The sequence below is a fragment of the Myxococcus eversor genome (assembly GCF_010894455.1).
GTDB lineage: Bacteria > Myxococcota > Myxococcia > Myxococcales > Myxococcaceae > Myxococcus > Myxococcus eversor.
This window is the reverse complement of the sequence record NZ_JAAIXY010000002.1, coordinates 552,962-575,362: the sequence shown is the minus strand read 5'-3', so window position 1 is coordinate 575,362 and position 22,401 is coordinate 552,962. Positions and strand designations below refer to the sequence as shown.

The window sequence follows — 22,401 nt, the reverse complement described above, 5'->3', positions numbered from 1 at the left end:
GTGTTGTGCAGCCTCGCCAAAGAAGCGCAGACCCCAGGAACCAGAATCCACGGACTTTTGACTCAGGACCCTTGAGAAATCTAGGAAGTCCATCATGCCGAATCCATCTCGATACTTCAGACTCAGGCCTGACATGCGGCGCGGGAAGTGGTCTTTGGGAGAGCCGCTGAACGGGCAGGGCCAGGAGGTGGAGGACATCCGGGAGTTCACGTCGGGGCGGCCAGCTCACGTGGAGGGCCGCCTGACGCTCACCATCGACGAGCCCGGGAAGAAATTGGACTACAGCACGGCTGGCGCCGGCATGTCGCCCGTTGTCAACATCCGGGTGGCCGCCCTCTTCACGGAGTTGGTTCCCGATGATGTGCAATTGATACCCGTCGACATCAAAGGCTGCCCGGATGGGTATCAAATCCTCGTGGCCACCAAGCTTATCCGGTGCATCGATGACGAGGCCTCGGAAGAGGCACTGTATTGGCAGCCCGAGGATGAACGGCCGGACAAGCTCGGTATGTACCGCAGCGTCTACGGGATGCGGATCGACCGCACGAAAGTAGGCGGCGCGAAGGTCTTCCGCACCTGGGGGTGGTCCGTCGCCCTCATCGTCTCCGAGGACATCAAGCTCGCCCTGGAGCGCGCGAAAGTCACAGGGGCGAAGTTCGAGGAAGTCTGAGCGGCGGTGCGGGCTCCACCGGAAGTGTCACATTCAGACGACACGCGGACCCCACGGGGCACCCTCTCCGCGCTCCGGCCGACAGTCGTCAGGACCTCCAGGGAGGTGTGTCACACGGGCTCTGTTTCATAGCCCGCGCTTGTCGTGAACCTCTCGCCGCGCGGGTTGCGAGGCATTGCGCCGAAATCCTATGTCACGCACCCCACCCGGACGGTGGTCAGGCGATTCGCTCGCGTAGCTCCTCGACAGGTAGTCCTTCTCCCGGCTCCGACCGTGTGCCCACGCACGTGGACACGTCCTCACTCACCCCCCAACGGAGCCAGACCATGAATGTCATCAAGACGCCCCCGGTCACCACGAAGGAAGGCCAGCTGCTAGGCAAGGTGGAAGGGAAGGTTTCCGTCTTCAAGGGCATCCCCTACGCCAAGCCTCCCGTGGGCAACCTCCGCTGGCGCGCCCCGGAGCGCCTCCCCGCGTGGACCGGCCCCCGTGACGCGCTCGAGTTCGGTCCCTCCGCGCTCCAGTCCCGACAGGCCTGCATCGAGGGCGGCGGCGGTGACCCCGGGAAGATGGCCGAGGACTGCCTCTACCTCAACGTGTGGACCCCCAAGACGGACCCGGGCGCGAAGCTGCCCGTGCTGTTCTGGATTCACGGCGGCGCCTTCATCATCGGCTCCGGCTGCGTGCCCCCCTATGACGGCACGCAAATCGCCGCCCGTGACGTGGTGCTCGTCACCTTCAACTACCGCCTGGGACACCTGGGCTTCTTCGCCCACCCGGAGCTGGAGAAGGAGGCCCCGGGCGGCCCGGCCAACTTCGGCATCCTCGACCAGATGCTCGCGCTGGAGTGGGTGAGGAACAACATCGCCCAGTTCGGCGGAGACCCCAGCAACATCACCATCATGGGCCAGTCCGCCGGCGCCAAGAGCGTGCTGGCGTTCTTCACCTCGCCGCTCATCCGGGAGAAGAACCCCTTCCGCCGCGGCGTGGCCATGAGCTCGTACGTCATCCAGGAGAAGTCCGTGGCGGACGCGAAGCTCTCAGGCGTGGCCTTCGCCCACCACCAGGGCGTCCCCTGGCAGCAGGCCACCATGGAGAAGCTGCGCAAGCTGGACCCGGAGAAGTTCTGGACGCTCCCCTCGGACAGCGTCAACGCGCCCAGCCCCATCTACGGGGACTCGGTGCTCCCCCAGACGATTCGCGAGAGCTTCGAGATGGGCTCGCAGCTCAAGCTGCCGCTCATCCTCGGCAGCACGAGCGATGACTCCAGCGTGGTGTCCTCGTTCGGCATCGACCCGGCCACCATCATCGACAAGCTGGGGGACCTCGGTGGCCTGATTCGCCAGCTCTACCCCGACGTGAGCGACGACCGGGAGATTGGCCGGCGGATGTGCCGCGACTTCGTCTTCTCCGTGACGCCGCGCCACCTGGCGACCTTCCACTCCCACCACGGCGCCCACGCCTGGCGCTACTACTTCGAGTACCGCGCGAAGATGCTCGCGCCCCGGCAGCCCCTGGGCGTGCCCCACGGCGGAGACGTCTCCTACTTCCTGGAGACGGCCGACCACGTCCCGCCGACGGGAGACCTCTTCCAGGACGAGGACCGGAAGTTCACCAGCCACCTGGTGGAGTCCCTCGTCCAGTTCCTGCGCACCGGCACGCCCGGGCCCGTGGGCGGCGTCGCCTGGACCGAGCACACGGCGGAGAGCGACAAGCTCTTGAGGTTGGATACCACCGTCAGGATGGTGGACGACTTCGAGGGGCCCATCCTGGACCTGGCCCAGCTCGTCATGCCGCTCATCGACTCCTTCGCCAAGCCGCCGCCGCCCGCGCTGCCGAAGAAGACCTCGTCCTCGTCGACGTCGACGTCGGCCGCGAAGGGCAAGCCGAGACCGCAGGCCACTCCGTAGAGGGGCCCGCGGAGACGGGCCGACTCAGCGGCCCGTCTTGATGCCCAGGTTCCCACCCTGCTGGGAACCTCCGGGGCGCTTGGTGCTGGTGGTGCCAGGGGACTTGCCGCCCTGGCGCCGCAGCTCCAGGTGCAGCTCGCTGTCGGCGGCGGAGACCTCGCGCGTCACCGGCTCGTAGCCCGCGAGCGTCAGCGTCACCGCGACGATGGGCGCGCCCTGCTCCAGCGACAGCGTCGTGGGCGTCAAGCCGCGCGCCTCGCCAGCGACGCTCACCGACGCGCCCGCGGGCTCGGTGGTGACGAGCACCTCCGTCATCTTCACCGGCTCCGGCGCGGGCTTGTCGGGCCGAGCCGGAGGCGGCTCTCGCTCCACGTGGACCGGCTGCGTCGTCGTCGTCACCGGCTGCGTCGTCGCGTCCGCCGGTCCGCGCAGGAAGGCGACGGCCGTGCCCGCCAGCAGCAGCCCCACCCCCGCCGCGACGACGGGCAGCCACGGAATGCGGCGCGTCTTCTCGCTGGGCGCGCGGTCCATGGGCGAGGTGCCGCGCGTGCGGTCCTGCACCACGGCCCCGACGGGCGCGGCCGCCGCCTGCTGCCGCGAGCGCGTCCCCGGCGTCACGTTGCGAGGGTGCTGCCGCGACGCGGACGTGCGCCCGGCCGGGCCCCCCACGCCGCTGAGCGACGAGTTGGAGCGCGAGTCCAGGTCCGCGTCCTCGGCGAGCTGGTCCAGCTTCGCCGGGTCCGTCTCCGTGGAGATGCGGTCCGCGTACAGCTCCCGCAGGTACGCCGACAGGTGCGCGCTGCTGGAGGGCAGCCGCAGGTTGAGCGTGTAGTCCTCCAGCGCGAGCCGGAAGGCGCCGCAGTCCGGGTAGCGCTCGTCCGGCGTGGGCGCCAGCGCCTTGAGCACCACCTCGTCCAACCCCGGCGGCAGCTTGGGGTTCAACTGCGAGGGGCGCGGCACCTGGCAGTCCTTCACCAGCCGCAGCGTCATCAAGTCCGAGTCGCCCTTGAAGAGCCGCTTGCCCGTCAGCATCTCCCACATGACGACGCCCAGCGCGAACAAGTCGCTGCGCGCGTCGATGGCCAGGCCGCTGGCCTGCTCGGGGGACATGTAGGGGTATTTGCCCTTGAGGACACCCGTCGCCGTGTTGGCGCTGCTGGTGGCCGCCTTGGCGACACCGAAGTCGATGACCTTCACGCCGCCGTCGAAGCCCACCAGGATGTTCTGCGGTGACACGTCGCGGTGCACCAGCCGCATGGGCCGGCCCTGAACGTCCCGCGCCTGATGCGCGTAGTGAAGACCCGCCGCGGCATCCGCGATGACGCGCAGAATCAATCCCACCGACATCGGCTTGTTCTGCGCGCGGGAGAACTTCTCCAGTCGACGCACGTCGTCGCCCTGGACGTACTCCATCGCCAGGCAGTGCCGTCCCTCTATCTGGGACAGGTCGAGAATGGTGATGAGGTTGGGGTGGGTGAGTCGGGCCACCAGCCCGGCCTCATCCAGGAACATGGAGAGGAACTCATCATCCTCCGCGAGGTGCGGGAGGATGAGTTTGAGGACCACCAGCCGCTCGAAGCCCGTTCCATGCTCACGGGCCAGAAACACCTGTCCCATGCCTCCCGAGGCAATCTTCCGCAGCAACTCGTACTTACCGAATGGCACCGCCATGATGTGGTCGGGAGAATATCTCCCTTTCTCACCGTGCGGGAAATGAGCAGTCGGGTGTCACCCCATGGTGACATGGGGACATGAAGGTCTGGGTAGGTCTCATGCCTTCATCCTGTAGCCGGAGCGGAGCACGAAGTACACGACAAGGGTTGCCACCACGGCGACACCCGCGAGGATTCCGCCGCCGAACAGGGGCGAGTAGATGCTGCGACCGAGCATCCCGTACCGCAGCCCCTCCACCATGTAGACCATGGGGTTGAAGAGGCTGACGGTGTTCCAGGGCGAGGGCAGCTCGCGCACGGAATAGAAGACGCCGCCCAGGAAGGTGAGCGGCAGCATGACGAAGGTGGGGAAGAAGTTGATCTGCTCGAACTTCTCCGCCCACACGGCGGCAAGCATGCCCAGCATGCTGAAGACGTAGGAGGCGATGAGCAGGAAGTACAGGGCCACCCACGCGTGCTCCAGGCTGAAGCCGGCGAAGGCGCCCGCCACGGCCCACGTCAGGCCGCCGACGACGAGGCCGCGCACCATGGCGCCGCCGATGAAGCCCGCCATCAGCTCGCCGGGCCCCAGGGGCGCCACCAGCAGGTCCACCACCGTGCCCTGAATCTTGGTGATGAACAGCGAGGAGGAGCTGTTGAGGAACGCGTTGTTGGCGATGCCCAGGAACACGAGGCCCGGCACGATGAAGTGCAGGTACGGCGAGCCCTCCACCTCGTGCACGCGGCCGGAGATGCTGTAGCCGAAGACGATGAAATACAGCGTGGTGCTGATGAGCGGTGAGAGGACGGTCTGCCCCGGCACTCGCATGAAGCGCCGGACCTCCTTCACGAACAGCGTCTGCATCCCGAGGACGTTCATGGTGGTGTCTCTGCGTGGCGCGTGTCGCCTTCGCGGACCCATATGACGGGCCTCGCGATGGGGGGCGGGAGCGCGGAAAGGAGGAAGGAAGGTCAGGCGGCCTGGGGCGTGGGGCGGCCCCGGAGGACCTCGATGAGGACGTCTTCGAGGCGGGAGCGGCGCGTCTCCACGTCGGCGATGGGCTGCCCCTCCGCGTACAGCACGCGCAGCAATTCGCCCGCGGGGGCCGCGCCCTCGCGCTCCACGTAGGTGAGCGAGCGGCCGTCCTCGGACAGGCGCGGGGCGAAGCGCAGCGTGGCCTCCGACAGCGTCGTCTGGGGCTCCTGGAAGGTGACGACGACGCGCTTCTCGCCGAAGCGGCGCAGCAGCGTGGTTTTGTCCTCCACCATCAGCAGGCGGCCCTCGTTGATGATGCCCACCCGGTCCGCCAGCTCCTCGGCCTCCTCCAGATAGTGGGTGGTGAGGAGGATGGTGGTGCCCTCCGAGGCCAGCTTGCGCACGTACGTCCAGAGGTCCCGGCGCAGCTCCACGTCCACGCCCGCGGTGGGCTCGTCCAGGAAGACGAGCTTGGGCTTGTGCACCAGCGCCTTGGCGATGAGCAGCCGGCGCTTCATGCCGCCGGAGAGCGCGCGCGTGAGCGAGTCCTTCTTCGTGTACAGGTTGAGGGCCTTGAGCACCTCGTCGACGCGGGCCTCGTCCTGGCGCTGGCCGTAGAAGCCCAACTGGATGCGCAAGGACTCCGCGACGGTGAAGAACGGGTCGAAGTTGATTTCCTGCGGCACCAGGCCCAGTTGGTAGCGCGGGCCCACGGCGTCCTGGTCCAAATCCTTGCCGAAGACGCGGATGGTGCCGGCCGTCTTGCGCACCAGGCCACACACACTGCCAATCATCGTCGTCTTGCCCGCGCCGTTGGGCCCCAGCAGCGCGAAGATTTCGCCCGGCTGGATGGTGAGGTTCATCTGCTGCAACGCGGTGAAGTCACCGTAGCGCTTGGTGAGCCCCGTGAGCTCGAGGGCGGGAGTAGGCGTCGACATGGCGCGCTTCTCCTAACACCTCGGCCTTCCGCCGTCAGAACTCCCGCACCCCGCCTGGACACCGTCCCCGGCGGGTCGCGGCGACCCATACGCTCCGTGGCGGCTCGCGTCACGAAATAGTGGTTTTCCATTATGTTCAAGGTTTGACACGGTTGAGGCTCCACGCCGGCCCGGAGGCGAGGAGGCGCGGGAGTCCCCCGAGGGACGCGGCGCCTGACGCCCGGGAGTCATTCAACAGAAGCGGGGGTACTTCATGCCAGGTCTGAAGCGCGCACGTGCGCGGATGGTCTTCACTTTGAGTGTAATCGTCGTCGCGGTGGCGTGCAGTCGGGAGCCGGCCGTGCCGGGTGGCGCGGACACGACACGCGTGGTGGCGCAGGCAGCGGTGAACGACGGGGCGGAGGTGCACAACTACGTCTACACGCAGGCCTTCGGGTCGGGCTGGGCGGGGCGGGTGTATCTGCCCAACGTGGAGCTGTGGGTGCGCAACGTCGCGACGAACGTGGACAGCGTGCACGTGCTGTCGGACGTGCATGGCTTCTTCGGGGTGCCGCGTCAGCCGGCGGCGACGTACCGGTTGTGCTGGAGCGCGCCGGGCTTCGTCAGCGGGTGCCAGACGACGAACTTCAGCCTGGCGGACGAGACGTTCGTCATGCCCATCCACCTGCCGCTGGTGCCGGTGCGGCCCCTGCTGTGGGGCAACGCGCTGCTGAGAGACGGCTCGGTGCCCCTGACGCAGAGCAGCTTCCTGGGGGTGAACGTGGCGGCGCGGGTGCGGCTGGTGAACCCGGCCACCAGCGCCACGGTGTCCTCGGAGGTGCAGGTCAACGCCCTGGGCCAGTACGCGGTGGGCGACGCGCCGGCGGGAACCTGGAACGTGGTGGCGCGGGTGGAGGCCGACCAGGTCTCGTCGTCGGTGCAGATGGGGAGCGTCGCGGTGCAGCGGAATCTGACGTTCCGGAATGCGCGGCCGGTGCTGCGAGCGCCGGTGGCCTGGCGCAACACGCAGGCGCTGCGCAACGCGCTGCCGGGCGAGACGGTGCGACTGACGGCGCTGGCGAGTGACGCGGATGGGGACGCGCTGACGTGGCGCTGGGTGGCGTCCGCGGGCTCGGGCGTGGTGTCGGCGCAACAGGGCTCGGACGTGCTGTGGACGCTGCCCTCGGTCCAGGGACGCTTCAGCGTCTGGGCGGTGGTCTCCGACAACCGGGGCGGCGTGGCGACGAGCGAGGTGCGCGTGAGCACGCAGGGCCCGGTGGCGTACTTCGGCGGGCAGGTGTTGACGGCCAGCGGCCAGCCGGTGGGCGGGGCGCGGGTGACGGTGGGGAACAAGGAGGCCATCACCAACGCACGGGGCGGCTTCCAGCTCATGGTGGAGGAGTCGGCGCGGTATGTGCTCAACGTGCGCGCCACCGGCTTCCAGCTCCTGTCGCGCATCCTGCTGAACGAGGCGCCGGAGGGGCAGTACCGCCTGGTGTCCGCGCAGCGCTTCACGGTGAACCCCCAGGAGACGATGACGCTGTCGGCGCGCTCGCCGTCGGGCGACCAGCGGCCGGTGCTGCTCACGCTCCAGGCCAACTCGCTGGTGGACTCGGATGGCAACGCGGCGGACCAGCCGCTCACGGCGTGGCTGGCGCCGGTGGACCTGAAGGACCCGGAGGGCCGCATGCCCGGAGACCTGTCCGCGGTGGACCGCGAGGGCAACGTGGTGACGCTGACGAGCTTCGGCGCGCTGGAGGTCAACATCTTTGATGGCCAGGGACGCCGCTTCAACCTGCGCAAGGAGTCGCCCGCGCAGGTGTCCTTCCCCGTGGACCCCAGGCAGGCGGAGCAGCCGGCCGGCACGCCCGCGTCCATGCCGCTGTGGTTCTACGACGAGGGGAAGGGCGTGTGGAGCGAGGAGGGCACGCTGTTCCTGCAGGGAGACACCTACGTCGGCGCGGTGCCGCACTTCTCCGTGTTCAACGCGGACATCGTCTCCACGGGCGCGGACTGCATGCGCGTGCACATCGACACCGGGCGCCTGCCGGTGCCGCTGTCGGTGCGCATCACCATCCCCGCCGGCCCCACGGTGTACACCACCACCCTGGACGCGGCGCTCAACGCCATCACCCGCCTGCCCGCCAGCACCGTCATCAAAATCGAGGTGCTCGACTCCAACGGGCTGGTCATCAGCACCGCCACGCAGAACCCCTCCACGGGGCCCGGCAACCCGAGCACCAACGCCATCACCGTGCCCTATCCGTACTCCGTCTGCACGTCGGACGTGACGCTGACGCTGGGCGTGCCCGCGTCCACGAACTTCCTCAACAACTACGGCACTGGTGACGCCGTGGCGGCGGCGGCCTACTACGCGGCCATCGACCCGGGCAGCACGAAGCTGACGCTGGCGACGTGGAAGACGGCCAGCGGCTTCGGCGCGGACGACGCCGCGGCCTACTACTTCAACAACGGGGATCTGGGCTTCGGGCGCAGCATGCACATGAAGCGCTCGGGTGCGAATCGGGCCTTCTACGTGACGAACCACGCCAGCGTGGACTTCGCCACCGCCGGTGTGGCGCCCATCGCCACGGTGGCCATGGAGTACAGCCCGCACCCGACGATACTGCCGACCACGCCATACACGAAGTTCTACGTCTTCGACGCCGCGGGCAACCGCGTGGACCGCGCGGACCTGGACGGCAACGGCGACAAGTACGTGCCCCACCTGTGCAACGTCTGCCACGGCGGAGACGCGTTCTCCACGGACCCGCGCCGGGACCTCAACGCGCGCTTCATCCCGTTCGACTTGGAGAGCTATCGCTACTCCACCATCGAGTCGCCCCCGGTCAGCGGCATCTTCCCGTTCTCCCGCGCGAGCCAGGAGACGCAGTTCCGGGAGCTGAACAAGGCGGTGCTGGAGACCAACGTGACGACCACCATCCAGGAGCTGGTGCAGGGCTGGTACGGCGGTGTCACGCTGCCCGCCGCGACGCAGAACTCCACCTACGTGCAGCCCAACTGGGCCGCGTCCGGCAAGAGCAACGAGTACCTCCAGGTGCAGGCGCCGTCCTGCCGCGCCTGCCACAGCACGCGCGAGAATCAGTTGAGCTGGCGGTACTGGAGCCTGGCGGGCGTCAACAACGACTTCCAGGAGCGCACCGGCATCTACGGCGCGGTGTGCGGGCCGTCCCGCCGCATGCCCCACGCCAAGCGCACGTACCAGAACTTCTGGCTGAGCACGACGCCGCACCAGCCCAACGTCCTGGCCAACGCGGGCATCGCCGGGTGGACGCCCGCCGACCCGTGCCCGCTCTGAGTCGCGGTTGAGGTGAGCAGGTCCGACACCGCCTCCGGGGGTTACTCCCTGGAGGCGGTGCGCGGGGGTGTTCCCTGGCGGACGTCGGGCGCCGAGCGTGCGATGGGAGGCTCCGGGATTCTCTCGCCTTGAGTGCGCTGTTGCACCCTGGTATCCGCGAGCCCCCACCCGCTCCAGAGCAGGAAGCCCCCACAGATGGCCCAGAATTTCATCTTCACGATGCAGGACCTGCGCAAGGTCAAGAATGGCAAGGAGATCCTCAAGGGCATCTACCTGTCGTTCTTCCCGGGCGCGAAGATTGGCGTCATCGGTCCGAACGGCTCCGGCAAGTCGACGCTGCTGCGCATCATGGCCGGCGTGGACACGGAGTTCTTCGGCGTGGCGAAGCCGGACCCCACGGCCAAGGTCGGCTACCTGGCGCAGGAGCCGCAGCTCGACACCTCACTGGACGTGAAGGGGAACGTGGAGCTGGGGCTGAAGGAGATTCGCGCCTCGCTGGACCGCTTCAACGAGGTGAGCGCCAAGTTCGCCGAGCCCATGAGCGACGCGGAGATGGAGAAGCTGCTCGCCGAGCAGGGCCGGCTCCAGGACGCCATCGACGCGGCGAACGGCTGGGAGCTGGACCGGACGATTGAGATGGCCATGGACGCGCTGCGCCTGCCCCCGGGCGACGCGGACGTGACGAAGCTGTCCGGCGGCGAGAAGCGCCGCGTGGCGCTGTGCCGAATCCTCCTGGAGAAGCCGGACCTGCTCCTCCTGGACGAGCCCACCAACCACCTGGACGCGGAGAGCGTCGCGTGGCTGGAGGTCGCGCTCAAGGAGTACAAGGGCACCATCGTCTGCATCACCCACGACCGGTACTTCCTGGACAACGCGGCCGAGTGGATTCTGGAGCTGGACCGCGGCGAGGGCGTGCCCTGGAAGGGCAACTACTCCAGTTGGCTGGAGCAGAAGCAGAAGCGGTTGGAGCTGGAGGAGAAGTCGGAGAGCCAGCGGCAGAAGACGCTCAAGCGCGAGCTGGAGTGGGTGCGCCAGTCGCCCAAGGCCCGGCAGGCCAAGAGCAAGGCGCGCATCTCCGCGTACGAGGAGATGCTCAACCAGACGCAGGACAAGCGCGAGGCCACGGGCGAGGTCATCATCCCTCCCGGCCCCCGGCTCGGAGGCCTGGTGGTGGAGGCCAAGGGCCTGCGCAAGGCGTACGGTGACCGGCTGCTCATCGACGACCTGAACTTCAAGCTGCCGCCGGGCGGAATCGTCGGCGTCATCGGCCCCAACGGCGCGGGCAAGACGACGCTGTTCCGGATGATGACGGGCACGGAGAAGCCGGACGCGGGCGAGCTGAAGATTGGCGAGACGGTGGTGATGGCCTACGTGGACCAGAGCCGCGACGCGCTCAACGGCGACAACAGCGTGTTCCAGGAGGTCAGCGGCGGGCTGGACCACCTGGACCTGGGCCGCGCGGGACAGGTGCCCAGCCGCGCGTACCTGGCGGGCTTCGCCTTCAAGGGACAGGACCAGCAGAAGCGCGTGAAGGACCTGTCTGGCGGCGAGCGCAACCGCGTGCACCTGGCGAAGATGCTCAAGAGCGGCGGCAACCTGCTGCTGCTCGACGAACCCACCAACGATTTGGACGTGGAGACGCTGCGCAGCCTGGAGGACTCGCTCCTGAGCTTCGCGGGATGCGCGGTGGTCATCAGCCACGACCGCTGGTTCCTGGACCGCATCGCCACGCACATCCTCGCCTTCGAGGGCGACAGCAAGGCCTTCTTCTTCGAGGGCAACTTCCAGGACTACGAGGCGGACAAGAAGAAGCGCCTGGGCCCCGACGCCCTGGAGCCGCACCGCATCCGCTACCGCCCCATTTCAAAGAATTAGGCAGGCGGGAAATTCTCCGCTCTCTCCAGGAGGGAGCGGAGGCCCGGGTTTCCAGAGGTTGATGAAGCTTCACGGAGGGTTCTACCGTTGGGGGATGAACCTTCTTCGACAGAGCTGGCTGTGGAGTGGATTGCTGGGCGTGGTGCTGGGCCTGGCGGCGTGCAACGCGGGGGACATGAGCGGCGAGGAGGCCAGCTCGCTGGAGACGTCCGAGGCCGCGCTCTGCAGCGTCGAGCAGACGTGCCCGAGCGGTGCGCCGGTGACGTGCTCCTCTCCGACGACAGGCTGTACCTCGGGCGCTGACAACGGTGGCTGGGTGGAGTGCGATGGCGTGCGCACCTACTGTCCTCCGGCGTGTACCTGCGGCACGACGCGCTACACGGCGACCCGGTCTGGTGAGGGAGCCACCTGCGGCGCCGCGATGAGCCAGGCGCGCAGCCTGCTGGGCTCCGTTGTGACTGCGCGGTGCCCGGCGGGGGGCTGCAACAGCTCCGACATCATCGGTGACTGCATCGCACTGGGCCCCAACCGCACGGATGGCTTCCGCGCGAGCGTCACCCGCACGTACTCGTGCAAGGAGCCCGCGAACTGCCGGTAGCTCGTGGATATCGCAGTGTTGAATATTTTCAGTGCTGATGCCCTGCTGGCCCACGCCAGCGGGGCATTGTCGTCTTCAAGACAGTCATCCGGGTGGTCAGCCCAGACACCCTGCCCGCAATTGATTGCATCAGTTTGGCCAAAAAATAGTCGTGAGTCTGAAATCCATATGTGACGGATTGGTCACAGGCTCTCTGGATTTGCCGGGATTAACACGGTGCATTAACAGGCGGACACCCCGTGCGGGCCTGTAGCGCTCCCTCTGGGGCAATGCGAAGTTCGGTGGGTTCGCAACTTTTGGCGGCTGATCTTGAAAATCCGGTTGGCGTCTGTCGATGCCCTCTCCGGCGGCAGTGATTGGGGAGGGGTGTCTCGGACCTCATAGGGAGCCATCCACATGACTGTCAGGAACAACGTCAGCAACCGGGACCCCAGCAACTACCGCATCCGTGAGCGCGACACGCTGAGCAAGATCGCCGCCCGGAACAACACGACGGTGGATGAGCTGGCCCGGCTCAACAACATCTCCGACCCGAACAAGATTCGGGCGGGGGCAACCCTCAAGCTTCCGTCCGCCACGGACGGGTTCGACCGCACGGCGGCCACCCCGGGGCAGACCACCGCGGGCGCGCGCCAGACTCCTGGCGACACCTTCGACGCGGGCACCACCGCCGCGGCGGGCCTGACGTCGCCCAACGCGTCCGGGACGAACAACGGCTACCGCAACATCCAGGACCTGAGCGCCTTCACCCGCGGCGGCTCCAACTCCGAGGCGGCCATCGTCGTCGGCACCTCCGAGGGCAACCGCCGCCCGGACGGCACCTTCACCTCCAGCTACGGCGGCCACACGGACCCGGGCAACGCGGCCCACAACCGTGGCTCGTTCTCCTACCAGGGCACCGGCGCCAACACCCCGCAGCAGGCCGACCAGATCTGGAACCGCGAGCTGGCCAGCAAGACGCCTCGCTACGAGGCCGCCGCCCGCGCCGCGGGCCTGGACCCGAACAACGCGCTGCTGGCATCCACGTACTTCGACCTGCACACCCAGTCGCCCCGCGCCGCGCAGAACTTCATCAACCGCGAGCTGCCCAAGCTGGCGCAGGACCCGCGTGGCGTCACCCGCGAGTCGCTCATCGACGCGCGCGTGAATGCGTACCGCAATGACCAGGGCGTCCTGCGCGCCGCCGGCTTCAACCACAGCGAGTCCCGCCTGCGCGCCGACCAGACGCGCCGCGAGACGGCGCTCGTCACGGCGCTGGATGCGCGGGGCTATCGCTCCGGCACGACGCAGAACCCCGCCGTCCCCCAGGGTCAGGTGCCGGTGCCCACGCCGCGCCCCACCACGGCCGCTCCCACGCCGCGCCCGGCTTCCGAGCGCCCCACGACCGCCCCCACGCCGCGCCCGGCCTCCGAGCGCCCCACCACCACCAACGGCGCGACGCCGACGAACCTCAACGACACCGAGCGCGTCGCGGCGAGCACCGACCGCGCGGCGGTGCAGACGCGCACCCCGTGGATCAGCCAGTACGACGCCGGCCAGGTGGAGCGCGCCGGTGACAAGGCGTGCTTCCGCGCCGCCACCGCGATGGCCCGCCAGGGTGGCGCCACCGTGACGGACCCCTCCCGTCGCATCCAGGTCGCCACGAACGAGGGCCCCAACGGCATCACCGTGGACCGCCAGGCGGCGGAGCGCGGCCGCAACTACATCGACCAGCAGCTCGCCGCGGGCAAGCCGGTCGTCGTGGGCGTCAACCACCGCTCGGACCGGAACGTGGGCAACGCCGACGGCATCACCGACCACTTCGTCGTCATCACCGGTCGTGGCGTGGACCAGCAGGGCCGCGCCTACTACACGTTCAACGACCCGGCGACGCGCAACCAGAGCCGTGGCGCGGACACCAACCCGAACAACCGCTTCTACGTGGACGAGAACACCGGCGGCCTCAACCGCCCGGGGCCCCGCACGGGCAACGTCGTCGGCCGCCAGTTCGACGTGTCGATGATTCGCCCCAACGCGTAGTCGTCACCTGACTCGCTGAAGGAGAAGCCCGGCGGCCCTCATGGCCGACCGGGCTTCTTCACGTCTGGTGCCCTGAACGAAGTACCTGTCCGTGGGGCTCGACGCGAGGGATGCACCCATCCGCGCGAAGCGTGGGCGTGGGCCCGTTCGGGCGAAGCGCTTCGTGGGATGCACCTGTCCGCGCGAAGCGTGGTGCAGGGGCTCGGCTGACGCCCCCGACTCACGCCCTCGCGCGGGTGCGGCTCACGACGCCCGAGGTGTCACGCGCGCCGCCGACTCGCCCGACGCCAGCGCGCCTCGCAGCGCGCGCACCTCGGTCAGCAGCTCCTGGGCCGCCTCCAGCGTCGACGGTGCCGCCGCTCCGGACTCCGGGCGCGTGGCGAGCTCCGAGGGCTCTCCCAGGCCGGTGTCCCGGTGCCGCCGCACGCACTCCATGATGGCGTCGCGAATCGCCTCGGGGTTGCTCACGCCCCGGAAGCGGGCCTCATGCAGGTGCTCTTGCGTGTCCGTGTCCGACTCGCTGGAGCGAGAGCCGCTGCCTCCGCCCGCTGTCTCCACCTTCACGTCGGCGATGCCCAGCACCCGCTGGATGGGGTTCTGGTGGATGGAGACCTGCTGGATGTTGGCGAAGGTCATCGTCTTCTCCCGCAGCGACATGACGCCCTCGCGCACGCGCAGGCTCCGGTCCGTCAGCGCGTACCAGCGCAGCTCGTAGTCGAGCCGGACGACGAAGAAGCTCACCGGCACCACCAGCACCAGGAAGCCCAGCCACGCCACGACCTCCACCGCGTAGAGGATGCTCGTCACGAGCGCCGTGGCGGGAAGGCCGCGCAGCACGTTGGCGAAAATCCGGCCCAGGAAGACCCAGGCCATCACCGCGCCCACGATGGCGAGCACGTGCTTGAAGCCGAGCAACACCCGTCGGTAGCTCAGATACTGGGGCGCCGCGCGGAACACGCGCACCGTGCCCTCCGGAAGCTGGGGTTCGGGGTCCACCTTCAGGAACCGCAGGAGCCACGCGTGGGGCACGTCACTCATCCGCCCGCTCCTTCGCAGTGCGCGCGCCCAACTCCTGCCGGAGCGCGCGGACCTCGGCGGCGACCTCGCGCAACGCGGACGTCAGCGCCTCGGACTCGCCCGACGCCAGCGCGGAGGACTTCGCCTCGGCGGTGCCCCTGTCTCGCGTGCCCCGCATCTTGGAGTAGAGCAAGTCCCTCATCGCCTCGAAGTCCTGGATGCCCTCGATGGTGATTTCCGCCTGCGCGCTGCCGCTCGCCGTCTGAATCTGGATGCGTGCGAGCCCCAGCCACCGCTCCACGACATGGCTGGACAGGTGGATGTCCTGGATGCGCGCATAGGTGAGGGACACCTCGCGCCGGAAGAGGATGCCCCACCGCATGGTGATGCCCTCCTCGTCCAGCTCGTAGCGCAGGGTGTGGAACTTGAAGTAGCGCAGCAGCGCGAGGATGGGGAACCCCGGCCCCGCCAGCAGCGAGCCGAGCAGGTAGTTGGTGAGCAGGCTCGAGTGCGGCTGCAGCACGGTGGGCAGCTTCCACGGCGAGGCGGGGCGCGCGGGGACGAGCGCGGGCTTGGGGCCGGGCGAGGAAGTCACGGGTCCGCCGAGAGTCATGAGGGGCTCACCTGGGTATTCCTCCAAGAATCGCTCCCTGTCCCCAACGGGTGGGCGCGACACCCATTTCATACGTCGGTCCGCTCCCTCGCGTCATGTCCCCCGCCCGGGCACGGTCGCCACCCCGCCTGCCCGAGGGAGCGGTGTCCACGTCCGACAGGCCACGTGGGGCCCTCCTTCCCGGGCAGGGCCCCGTGAGGCACGGTGCCCGTCGACCCGACGACAGCCCTCCGCGCGACGAATCGGCCTGGCTCCACGGGTGCCCACTCCGCGACGTGCGGCCTGTGGAGCACGCCACGGTTCAAAGCCACCGCTGCTTCCTCAAAAACAGACGCGCTGCGTTTGCGCCGTGCAGGCCCTTTGCTCCGTTGCCGCGCACCCTACCGTGGCGCGCATGGACCTGATGCGCTGGCGGAGTCTCGAGGAGATGTTGTCGGGGATTGAAACACCGGAGGGCTGCTCCGCGGAGCAGCTCGCGCGGGAGGACCTCCCTCGGCTGACGGCCCTGCTGGAGAGCTGGTACCCGGACATCCGGGTCGGCACGGAGAGCCGTCACCTGGAGCCCTCGTTCTACGAGCGGGAGTTCTTCCTGCGAGGCGGGTCTCCGGACCGCTCGCTGTACGGCATCCTCGTGCGGGACCGCGCGAGCGGGGACATCATCGGCCTGCTGACGATGGAGCGGAACGTGCGCGGGCTGCAGCTCTCCGCGGCCCTGGGCGTCTTGGAGCCCTCGCGGCGCGGGCTGGGCATCGGCTTCCTGGGCACCGCGGCGCTGGAGGTCGTGGGCCGCAACATCGGCGCGGAGGTGGTGCTCTACTACTCCACGCTGAAGACGGCGCGCGCGCAGCGCAACGCGGAGAACCAGGGCTTCAAGCTGGTGGGCCTGGTGCCCGCCTTCGACGTGGATGCCATCGCCCCCGGCAAGGTGAAGCGCGTCTACGAGGCGCTCTACTCCAAGGTCCTCGTGGCGGAGGAGCGCATCCACCTCCCCGAATGGGAAGCGCTGACGCCCTCCACCCGCGCGCTCTACACGCACCTGTTCGGTCCACATCCGGCGCAGACCGCCGCCGTCCCCGCTCCGCCGGAGCGCCTGCATGGTTGAGGTGCGGACCTACGAGGGGGACGCGGTGGATGCGTCCCGTTTCGTCAACGGTGTCTGGGGCCAGTACTACGGAGACAAGGGGCCGCTGACGGACTTCCAGCCTCGCATGCTGGACTGGTTTCTCTTCGGCAACAGGCTCGCGACGCGGGAGTACCGCCTGGCCGCGTACTCGGGCGGGAAGCTGGCGGGGGTCCTGTTCGCGGAGCCCATCCGGCTCCGGCTGGGGACTCGCGCCGTGGAGGGCACGTACGGAAGCTGGTTCAGCGTGGACCCCGCGTTCCGTGGCATGGACGTCGGGAAGAAGCTGGCGGAGACGATGGCCTCGCGTCAGCGCGAGCGCGGGGCCGCGATGATGCTGGGCTGTCTGGCGGATGGCAGCGCGGGGGAGCGCTTCTGGAAGAAGACCGCCGGCACGCGAACCTTTGGCGCATTGGGCCTGTGGCTTCACGTCTTCGACGCGGCGGCGGTGGCGCGCTGGTCGACGACAGCGGCCGAGCGCGCGCTCTTCACGCTCGCGCGGCCGTGGCTGCGCGGCGGCGCTCCGTCCGTGGACACGGAGGAAGGTGTCCGGCCCTATCGCCCGGGGGACCTGCCGGCGTGCATGGCGCTGGTGGAGCGGATGACGGAGCCGGTGAGCCTGGGGTACGGCTACACTCCCGAGCGGCTCGCGCATCAGCTCCAGTACCGGGACGTGCCCCACACCCTCGTCCTGGAGCGGGACGGCGTGGTGCGGGGATTGGTCAACTACTACACGCTCCAGATGAATGCCCGGGGGCCGCTGACCATCGCCATGGTGGATCTGCTCGCCTTCCACGACTCGGTGCCTCGCGTGGAGCAGAAGCGCCTCTTGCGCGTGGCCATGCGGGACATGGTGGGGCAGGGCGCGAGCTGCGCGGCGATGCTCCGAGGGCCGTGTGTGTCCAGTCGGCTGATGCTCGGCACGGGGTGGGTGCCCTGGGCGGGAGGCACCCGCGCGATGTGCGTGCTGCCGGCTCCGGACGTGGAGTGGCCCACGTCCCCTCGCGTCTTCACGCACCTGCGCTGAAGGGGGGCCTCCCTCGTGGGGGTGCCCGCTCCGGGTCCAGGCTGGGGTCCGGCGGGCACCTCCTGGGGAGGGCAGGGGGCCCGTGACAAGGAACTGGGCGCGGGCGCGCATCGCGCTATGGTCCATGGGTACCGGGACTGTCGCCCCGAGGAGCCATGAACTTCGTCTTCATCTCTCCGCACTTCCCGTCCCACTTCTTCCACTTCGTCACCGCGCTGCGCGAGCGGGGTGTCACGGTGCTGGGCATCGGCGACGCGGCCTACGAGTCGCTGCGCCCCGAGCTGCGCGACAACCTGCGCGAGTACTACTTCGTCCCCAGCCTGCATGACGAAGACTCCCTCACGCGCGCGGCCGGCTACCTCACGTGGCGACATGGCCGGCTGGAGCGCATCGACTCGCTCAACGAGTCCTGGCTGGAGGTGGAGGCCCGGCTGCGCGAGGACTTCCACGTCCCTGGCCTCCAGCCGGCGGACATCCACCGCATGCGCTCGAAGTCAGGCATGGCGCAGGTCTTCCATCAGGCGGGCGTGCCCCACCCGGACCTCATCCGCGTGCGCGACGCCGCGCAGGTGAAGGAGTTCGCCAGCCGCGTGGGCTATCCGCTGGTGCTCAAGCCCGACGTGGGCGTGGGCGCGGCCAACACCTTCAAGGTCTCCAGCGACGCGGACGTGGACACCGCCCTGGCCCACCCGCTGCCCACCACGTATGTCGCGCAGCCCTTCGTGCGCGGCACCATCGTCACCTACGACGGCATCGTCGACCGGCACGGCGTCATCGTCTTCACCCTCAGCCACGAGTACAGCGACGGAGGCATGGAGACGGTGGTGGAGCGGCGGGACATCTCCTTCTGGAGTCACCTGGAGATTCCCCCCGCGCTGGATGTGCTCGGACGGCAGGTGGTGGCCGCCTTCGGGCTGCGCGAGCGCTGGTTCCACCTGGAGTTCTTCCGGCTTCCGGATGGCCGCTTCGTCGTGCTGGAGGCCAACCTGCGGCCTCCCGGAGGCTTCATCCCGGACATGATGAACTACACGTGCGACATCGACGTGTACCGGCTCTGGGCGCGGGTGATGACGGGGGACCCGGTGGCGGACTTCCGCTACACGCCGCGCTACCACGTGTGTCACAGCGCGCGCCGTCACGGGCGTCGCTACAAACACACCCACGACGAGGTCGTGAAGAAGCTCGGGGCCGCGTTCATCCTCCACCGCGAGCTGCCGCCCATCTACCACAGCCTCCTGGGCGAGGAGATGTACCTCACCCGCCACACGGACCAGGACGCGATGCGGGACGCGGTGCGCCTCATCCAGGCCACCGTCTGACCGCCGCCGTCAGCGCTCCGTCCACGTGAGCAGGTACGTGGTGTGGCCGTCCTCCACGGACAGCGTCGTCACCTGGGGGGACTCGCCGCCGCCCACGCGAATCATGTGCTCGAAGAGCGACTCCGAATAGCCGGGGCAGTCGAGCACGGAGTTCATCCGCATCTCGTACGTGGTGGGGCCCTTCTCGACGAGCTCCACCTCCGTGTAGTTGTCCGTGCCGCGCAACGTCTGCGGCATCCGCTGCACCAGCCGGCGCGGGCCGAGCAGCCGCATGACGCCATACACGGCGCGCCCGATGAGGGTGCGGCCGTAGCCCTCCACGTGCGCGGCGGCCAGGCGACGGAAGGACTCCTCCAGGGACATGCCGGGCCAGGTCTCCTCGGCGATGACGCGCAGGCACTGCTGCCACATGAGCACGGAGTAGGCGGGCAGCAGGGGTCGGTCCACGTCGAGGCCGACCTGACTCAGCCGCGTCTTGAGGCGAGGGGAGATGCGGCCCTGGAGGCCGTGCTGGATGAGGCCCTCGACGACCTGGACGTAGACCAACCGGTGTTCGAGCGGGACGTGCTTGCCGGCCGTCACGTCAGCAGCCATCGCATCGCGGTGGGCAGTCTGCGCTGCCAGTCCTTCTCGTGGTGCTCGCCCCCGGGCTCCAGCACGAGGGACACCTCGTGGTCGGCGTAGCCCAGGCCCTTGAGGTGCTCGTAGAAGGCGCGCGTGGCCTCGCCGTAGTTGAGCGGGAGGCCATCCGCGTGGATGAACTCCTGGGCGCCGGCGTCCAGGTAGATGCGCGTCCAGCGGCGGGGGTGGGTGCCCCACTCGGAGAAGAGGCGGCCGTCGCTCCACATGACGGTGGGGGACAAGGCGCCGATGCGGCCGAACACCTGGGGGTAGCGGCAGCCCAGGTACAGCGAGATGAGGCCGCCCAGGGAGGAGCCCATGGCCCCGGTCCACTCGGCGCCCTCGCGCGTGCGGTAGTTCTGGTCCACCAGCGGCTTGAGGTGCTCCACCAGGAAGCGGCCATAGGCCTCGCCGCGCGCCTTCACCTTGCCGTGGGAGTCGTCCCAGGGCGAGTACTCCTGGAGGCGCCCGGTGCCGGAGTCCACCGCGACGATGATCCACGGCTCCAGGTGGCCTTCGTCCACGCCCTGCTCGAGCGCGAGGTTGGCGCACCAGGTGTCGAAGAGCGCGGACTCGGGATGCGCGAAGACGTTCTGCCCGTCGTGCATGTAGAGCACGGGGAAGCGATGCCAGGGCATCGAGTCATACGCATCCGGCGTGTAGATGCGCACGGTGCGGGAGAAGCCCTCTTGCGGAGAGGGAAGGTCTCGGACGATGTGGACGTGGCCCATGGATGCGGGGTGGAGCATACATGGATGTCCCCCTGTGTCTCCGCTCCTGGCTGGCCGGTGGTTCTGGAGCCCACACAGTGAGGGAATGAGGGTGGGGCGCCCGTACCGGGAGCGAGCGGGCTGGCGGGAAACAGGAGGCTGTCGGTGGCTGCTGCCATACTGACGATGCAGCGGGCCGCCCCCCTCCGGAGTCCCCTCGATGGAACTGAACCGACTGCGCCTCTCCGCGTTGCTGATGTCGACCGAGGCCGACGTGCGTCGCGCGCGGGCCGCCTTGGATGGAAGCGAGGAGGCGCGCTTGAGGTATGCCGCCGCCCAGGCTCGCGCGGTGGCGGCGAGGTCCGTCACGGAGGAGCTGTTGCTGGCGGCCCCACCCTTCGTCCAGGTGTGACGCGGTTGCGTCTGGCCCGTGGACGGCCGGTCCGGGGCTCGGACGGCGTCGGGGTGGGGTGTGCCTGTAGGGAACGGTGGTCTCTGGCGTGCAGAGCCGGCGCCGCGTGCCTCGGTTCCTCGTGTGGTGTCTCCATGGGTGGTTGGGTTGCTGGCTCCTCGGCGCGTGGCCGGTGTGGGCCGCGCCCTACGAGGTGGAGCCCGAAGTCGACGGTGAGTTGGAGCTGCTCGCGCTGCTGGAGGATGGGACGCTCTCCGCCGAGACGTGGGCCGCGCTGGTGTCGCTGCGGCGAGCGGGCGTGGAGCCCGAGCAGGCGACGCGGGCCGCGCTCTATGCGCTGCCCGGACTGACCTATGCGGAGGTCGATGCCCGGTTGGAGCGCCGGAGTGCCTGGCCCGGGGTCCTCACGGACGAGGAGCGGCGTCGCCTCGCGCCCTTCCTGGTGGGCCGTGCACCAGGGACGCTGTCGGGGGATGCGAGGCTGCTGACGGCCTTCGCTCTCTCGGACTCGATGCTTCCTCCCATGGCCTTGCAGGTCCGGGCGGGTGGGCTCGCGGGGCTTCGCGTGGGCGTGCTCGCGACGTGGGCCCGTCGGAGGTTGGGAACACTTCGACGAGACACTCGCACGCGCTCGCTCGTGGTGGACGCGCCCGGCTCGGCGGTGTTGCTGCCCAAGTTCCACGCGCAATGGACAGGCGCTCGAGCCTCCGTGCTGGTGGGCACCTATCGGCTCGGCTTCGGACAACGTCTCACGCTGGACACGACGGCGCTTCCTTCACCGGAGGGCTTCCTCCCGGACGACGGCGTGAGCCCTCCCGGAACACTGGAGCGGGAGTGCCTGCTGGCGAGCGCCTCCTGTTCAGAGGCCGAGCGCGAGGCGGACGTCACCCCTGACTTCCGCTGGGACGAGGGCTTCCGTGGCGTTGCGGGCACCGTGCGAGGCACCGTGAGTCCTGGCCTGGAGTTGTCGCTCACGGGCTTCGGCTCCTATCAGAGCCGTTCCCTCCAACGGTCAGCGGTCCTGGACCGGGCGACGTGCGGGTCGTCGCGAACGGGCGCGTCGGGCTGCGAGGCTCCAGAGGTGCTCGTCCCCCTGTCGCGCGCTCGGTTGGAGCCGCTCCGGGCGCGCACGTTGCCCGGTGTCTTCCGCGAGTGGGCCGGTGGTGGCAACGCGGCGCTCACCCTGTCGCCGCGAGCGCGAATCGGTGTGACGGGTTGGGCCGCGAGGCCCGTGTGGCCGGTGAAGGGCGCCACGCTCGACTTCCAGTCTGGCGCTCGCTACCCGACGGGCGGTGGCTTCGGCGCGGTGGGACTCGATGCCGCCTGGGGGCTGGGCGCGGTGGACCTCTTCTTCGAGGGCTCGCGCAGCTTCGACTCGGCGCCTGGGGGTGGCGGAAGCTGGGCCGCCCTTCAGCGCACGGTGCTCTCCGGCACGGGGCAGGAGGTGGAGCTGGCGCTGCGCTACTACGGACGCGGGTTCGCCAATCCCTACAGCGGTGCCACCTCGGGACCGGACCTGCTCGAAGGTCAACGTGTTCGCAACGAGCTGGGTGCGCGGCTGCGCTACCTGTATCGGAACGTGGAGCGCTGGCGGTTTCGCGCGCAGGTGGATGGCTGGACGCTGCC

General features: G+C 69.1%; 18 protein-coding genes. 11 read left to right on the top strand and 7 right to left on the bottom strand.

The features are described 5' to 3' along the window. Positions 1-94 precede the first annotated feature (94 nt). Complete coding sequence (locus G4D83_RS05815) at positions 95-670, top strand: imm11 family protein (protein WP_163863589.1); 576 nt, start codon at positions 95-97, stop codon at positions 668-670. Between the two features lie 326 nt (positions 671-996). Then, positions 997-2,580, top strand: a complete 1,584-nt coding sequence (locus G4D83_RS05810; protein ID WP_163863587.1) for a carboxylesterase/lipase family protein — start codon at positions 997-999, stop codon at positions 2,578-2,580. A 24-nt stretch (positions 2,581-2,604) separates the two neighbouring features. On the opposite strand, the gene G4D83_RS05805 is transcribed toward G4D83_RS05810, so the two are convergent. The 3 genes from G4D83_RS05805 to G4D83_RS05795 form a co-directional block, all read right to left on the bottom strand. After that, positions 2,605-4,251, bottom strand: coding sequence for a serine/threonine protein kinase (locus tag G4D83_RS05805; RefSeq protein ID WP_163863585.1), 1,647 nt, complete (start codon positions 4,249-4,251; stop codon positions 2,605-2,607). A 99-nt stretch (positions 4,252-4,350) separates the two neighbouring features. Beyond that, positions 4,351-5,112 carry an ABC transporter permease gene (locus tag G4D83_RS05800; protein ID WP_163863583.1) on the bottom strand — a complete coding sequence of 254 codons (762 nt, stop codon included), beginning with the start codon at positions 5,110-5,112 and terminating at the stop codon, positions 4,351-4,353. 92 nt (positions 5,113-5,204) lie between these two features. Next, entirely contained in the window at positions 5,205-6,146 is a 942-nt protein-coding gene (locus G4D83_RS05795; RefSeq protein ID WP_163863581.1) for an ABC transporter ATP-binding protein, read from the bottom strand. 253 nt (positions 6,147-6,399) lie between these two features. Here G4D83_RS05795 and G4D83_RS05790 point away from each other — a divergent pair, with 253 nt between their 5' ends. The 4 genes from G4D83_RS05790 (at position 6,400) to G4D83_RS05775 (ending at position 13,936) form a co-directional block, all read left to right on the top strand. Continuing rightward, the gene (locus tag G4D83_RS05790; protein ID WP_163863579.1) at positions 6,400-9,444 is read left to right on the top strand and encodes a carboxypeptidase-like regulatory domain-containing protein; all 3,045 of its coding nucleotides are present in this window, start codon (positions 6,400-6,402) and stop codon (positions 9,442-9,444) included. A gap of 195 nt (positions 9,445-9,639) precedes the next feature. Continuing rightward, on the top strand, positions 9,640-11,319 hold the full coding sequence (gene ettA / locus G4D83_RS05785; RefSeq protein ID WP_141648596.1) for an energy-dependent translational throttle protein EttA: 1,680 nt from the start codon (positions 9,640-9,642) through the stop codon (positions 11,317-11,319). A gap of 94 nt (positions 11,320-11,413) precedes the next feature. Further along, complete coding sequence (locus G4D83_RS05780; protein ID WP_163863577.1) at positions 11,414-11,917, top strand: hypothetical protein; 504 nt, start codon at positions 11,414-11,416, stop codon at positions 11,915-11,917. Between the two features lie 396 nt (positions 11,918-12,313). After that, positions 12,314-13,936 carry a LysM peptidoglycan-binding domain-containing protein gene (locus G4D83_RS05775; protein WP_163863575.1) on the top strand — a complete coding sequence of 541 codons (1,623 nt, stop codon included), beginning with the start codon at positions 12,314-12,316 and terminating at the stop codon, positions 13,934-13,936. A 243-nt stretch (positions 13,937-14,179) separates the two neighbouring features. Here G4D83_RS05775 and G4D83_RS05770 read toward each other — a convergent pair whose 3' ends face one another. Together G4D83_RS05770 and G4D83_RS05765 are read right to left on the bottom strand one after the other, a co-directional pair. After that, positions 14,180-14,974, bottom strand: a complete 795-nt coding sequence (locus G4D83_RS05770) for a PH domain-containing protein (protein WP_163863573.1) — start codon at positions 14,972-14,974, stop codon at positions 14,180-14,182. Beyond that, entirely contained in the window at positions 14,967-15,566 is a 600-nt protein-coding gene (locus G4D83_RS05765; protein WP_163863571.1) for a PH domain-containing protein, read from the bottom strand. Before G4D83_RS05765 ends, G4D83_RS05770 begins: the two co-directional genes overlap by 8 nt. Positions 15,567-15,960: 394 nt before the next feature. On the opposite strand from G4D83_RS05765, the gene G4D83_RS05760 reads away from it, so the two are divergent. The 3 genes from G4D83_RS05760 to G4D83_RS05750 all read left to right on the top strand — a co-directional run bounded on the left by G4D83_RS05760 (position 15,961) and on the right by G4D83_RS05750 (position 19,032). Beyond that, positions 15,961-16,668, top strand: coding sequence for a GNAT family N-acetyltransferase (locus tag G4D83_RS05760; RefSeq protein ID WP_240356178.1), 708 nt, complete (start codon positions 15,961-15,963; stop codon positions 16,666-16,668). Continuing rightward, positions 16,661-17,713: a GNAT family N-acetyltransferase gene (locus G4D83_RS05755; RefSeq protein WP_163863569.1), complete on the top strand. Its 1,053-nt coding sequence runs from the start codon at positions 16,661-16,663 to the stop codon at positions 17,711-17,713. Before G4D83_RS05760 ends, G4D83_RS05755 begins: the two co-directional genes overlap by 8 nt. A gap of 155 nt (positions 17,714-17,868) precedes the next feature. After that, positions 17,869-19,032 carry an ATP-grasp domain-containing protein gene (locus tag G4D83_RS05750; RefSeq protein WP_163863568.1) on the top strand — a complete coding sequence of 388 codons (1,164 nt, stop codon included), beginning with the start codon at positions 17,869-17,871 and terminating at the stop codon, positions 19,030-19,032. A gap of 9 nt (positions 19,033-19,041) precedes the next feature. On the opposite strand, the gene G4D83_RS05745 is transcribed toward G4D83_RS05750, so the two are convergent. Next, complete coding sequence (locus tag G4D83_RS05745; protein ID WP_163863566.1) at positions 19,042-19,626, bottom strand: TIGR02265 family protein; 585 nt, start codon at positions 19,624-19,626, stop codon at positions 19,042-19,044. Then, a complete protein-coding gene (locus G4D83_RS05740; protein WP_163863846.1) occupies positions 19,611-20,384 on the bottom strand; it encodes an alpha/beta hydrolase in 774 nt (257 codons plus the stop codon). The genes G4D83_RS05745 and G4D83_RS05740 overlap by 16 nt, the downstream gene beginning before the upstream one ends. Before the next feature lie 199 nt (positions 20,385-20,583). On the opposite strand from G4D83_RS05740, the gene G4D83_RS05735 reads away from it, so the two are divergent. Then, on the top strand, positions 20,584-20,775 hold the full coding sequence (locus tag G4D83_RS05735; protein WP_163863564.1) for a hypothetical protein: 192 nt from the start codon (positions 20,584-20,586) through the stop codon (positions 20,773-20,775). 106 nt (positions 20,776-20,881) lie between these two features. After that, positions 20,882-22,401, top strand: a 1,520-nt coding sequence (locus G4D83_RS05730; RefSeq protein ID WP_240356193.1) for a hypothetical protein, incomplete at its 3' end; no start/stop codon positions are given.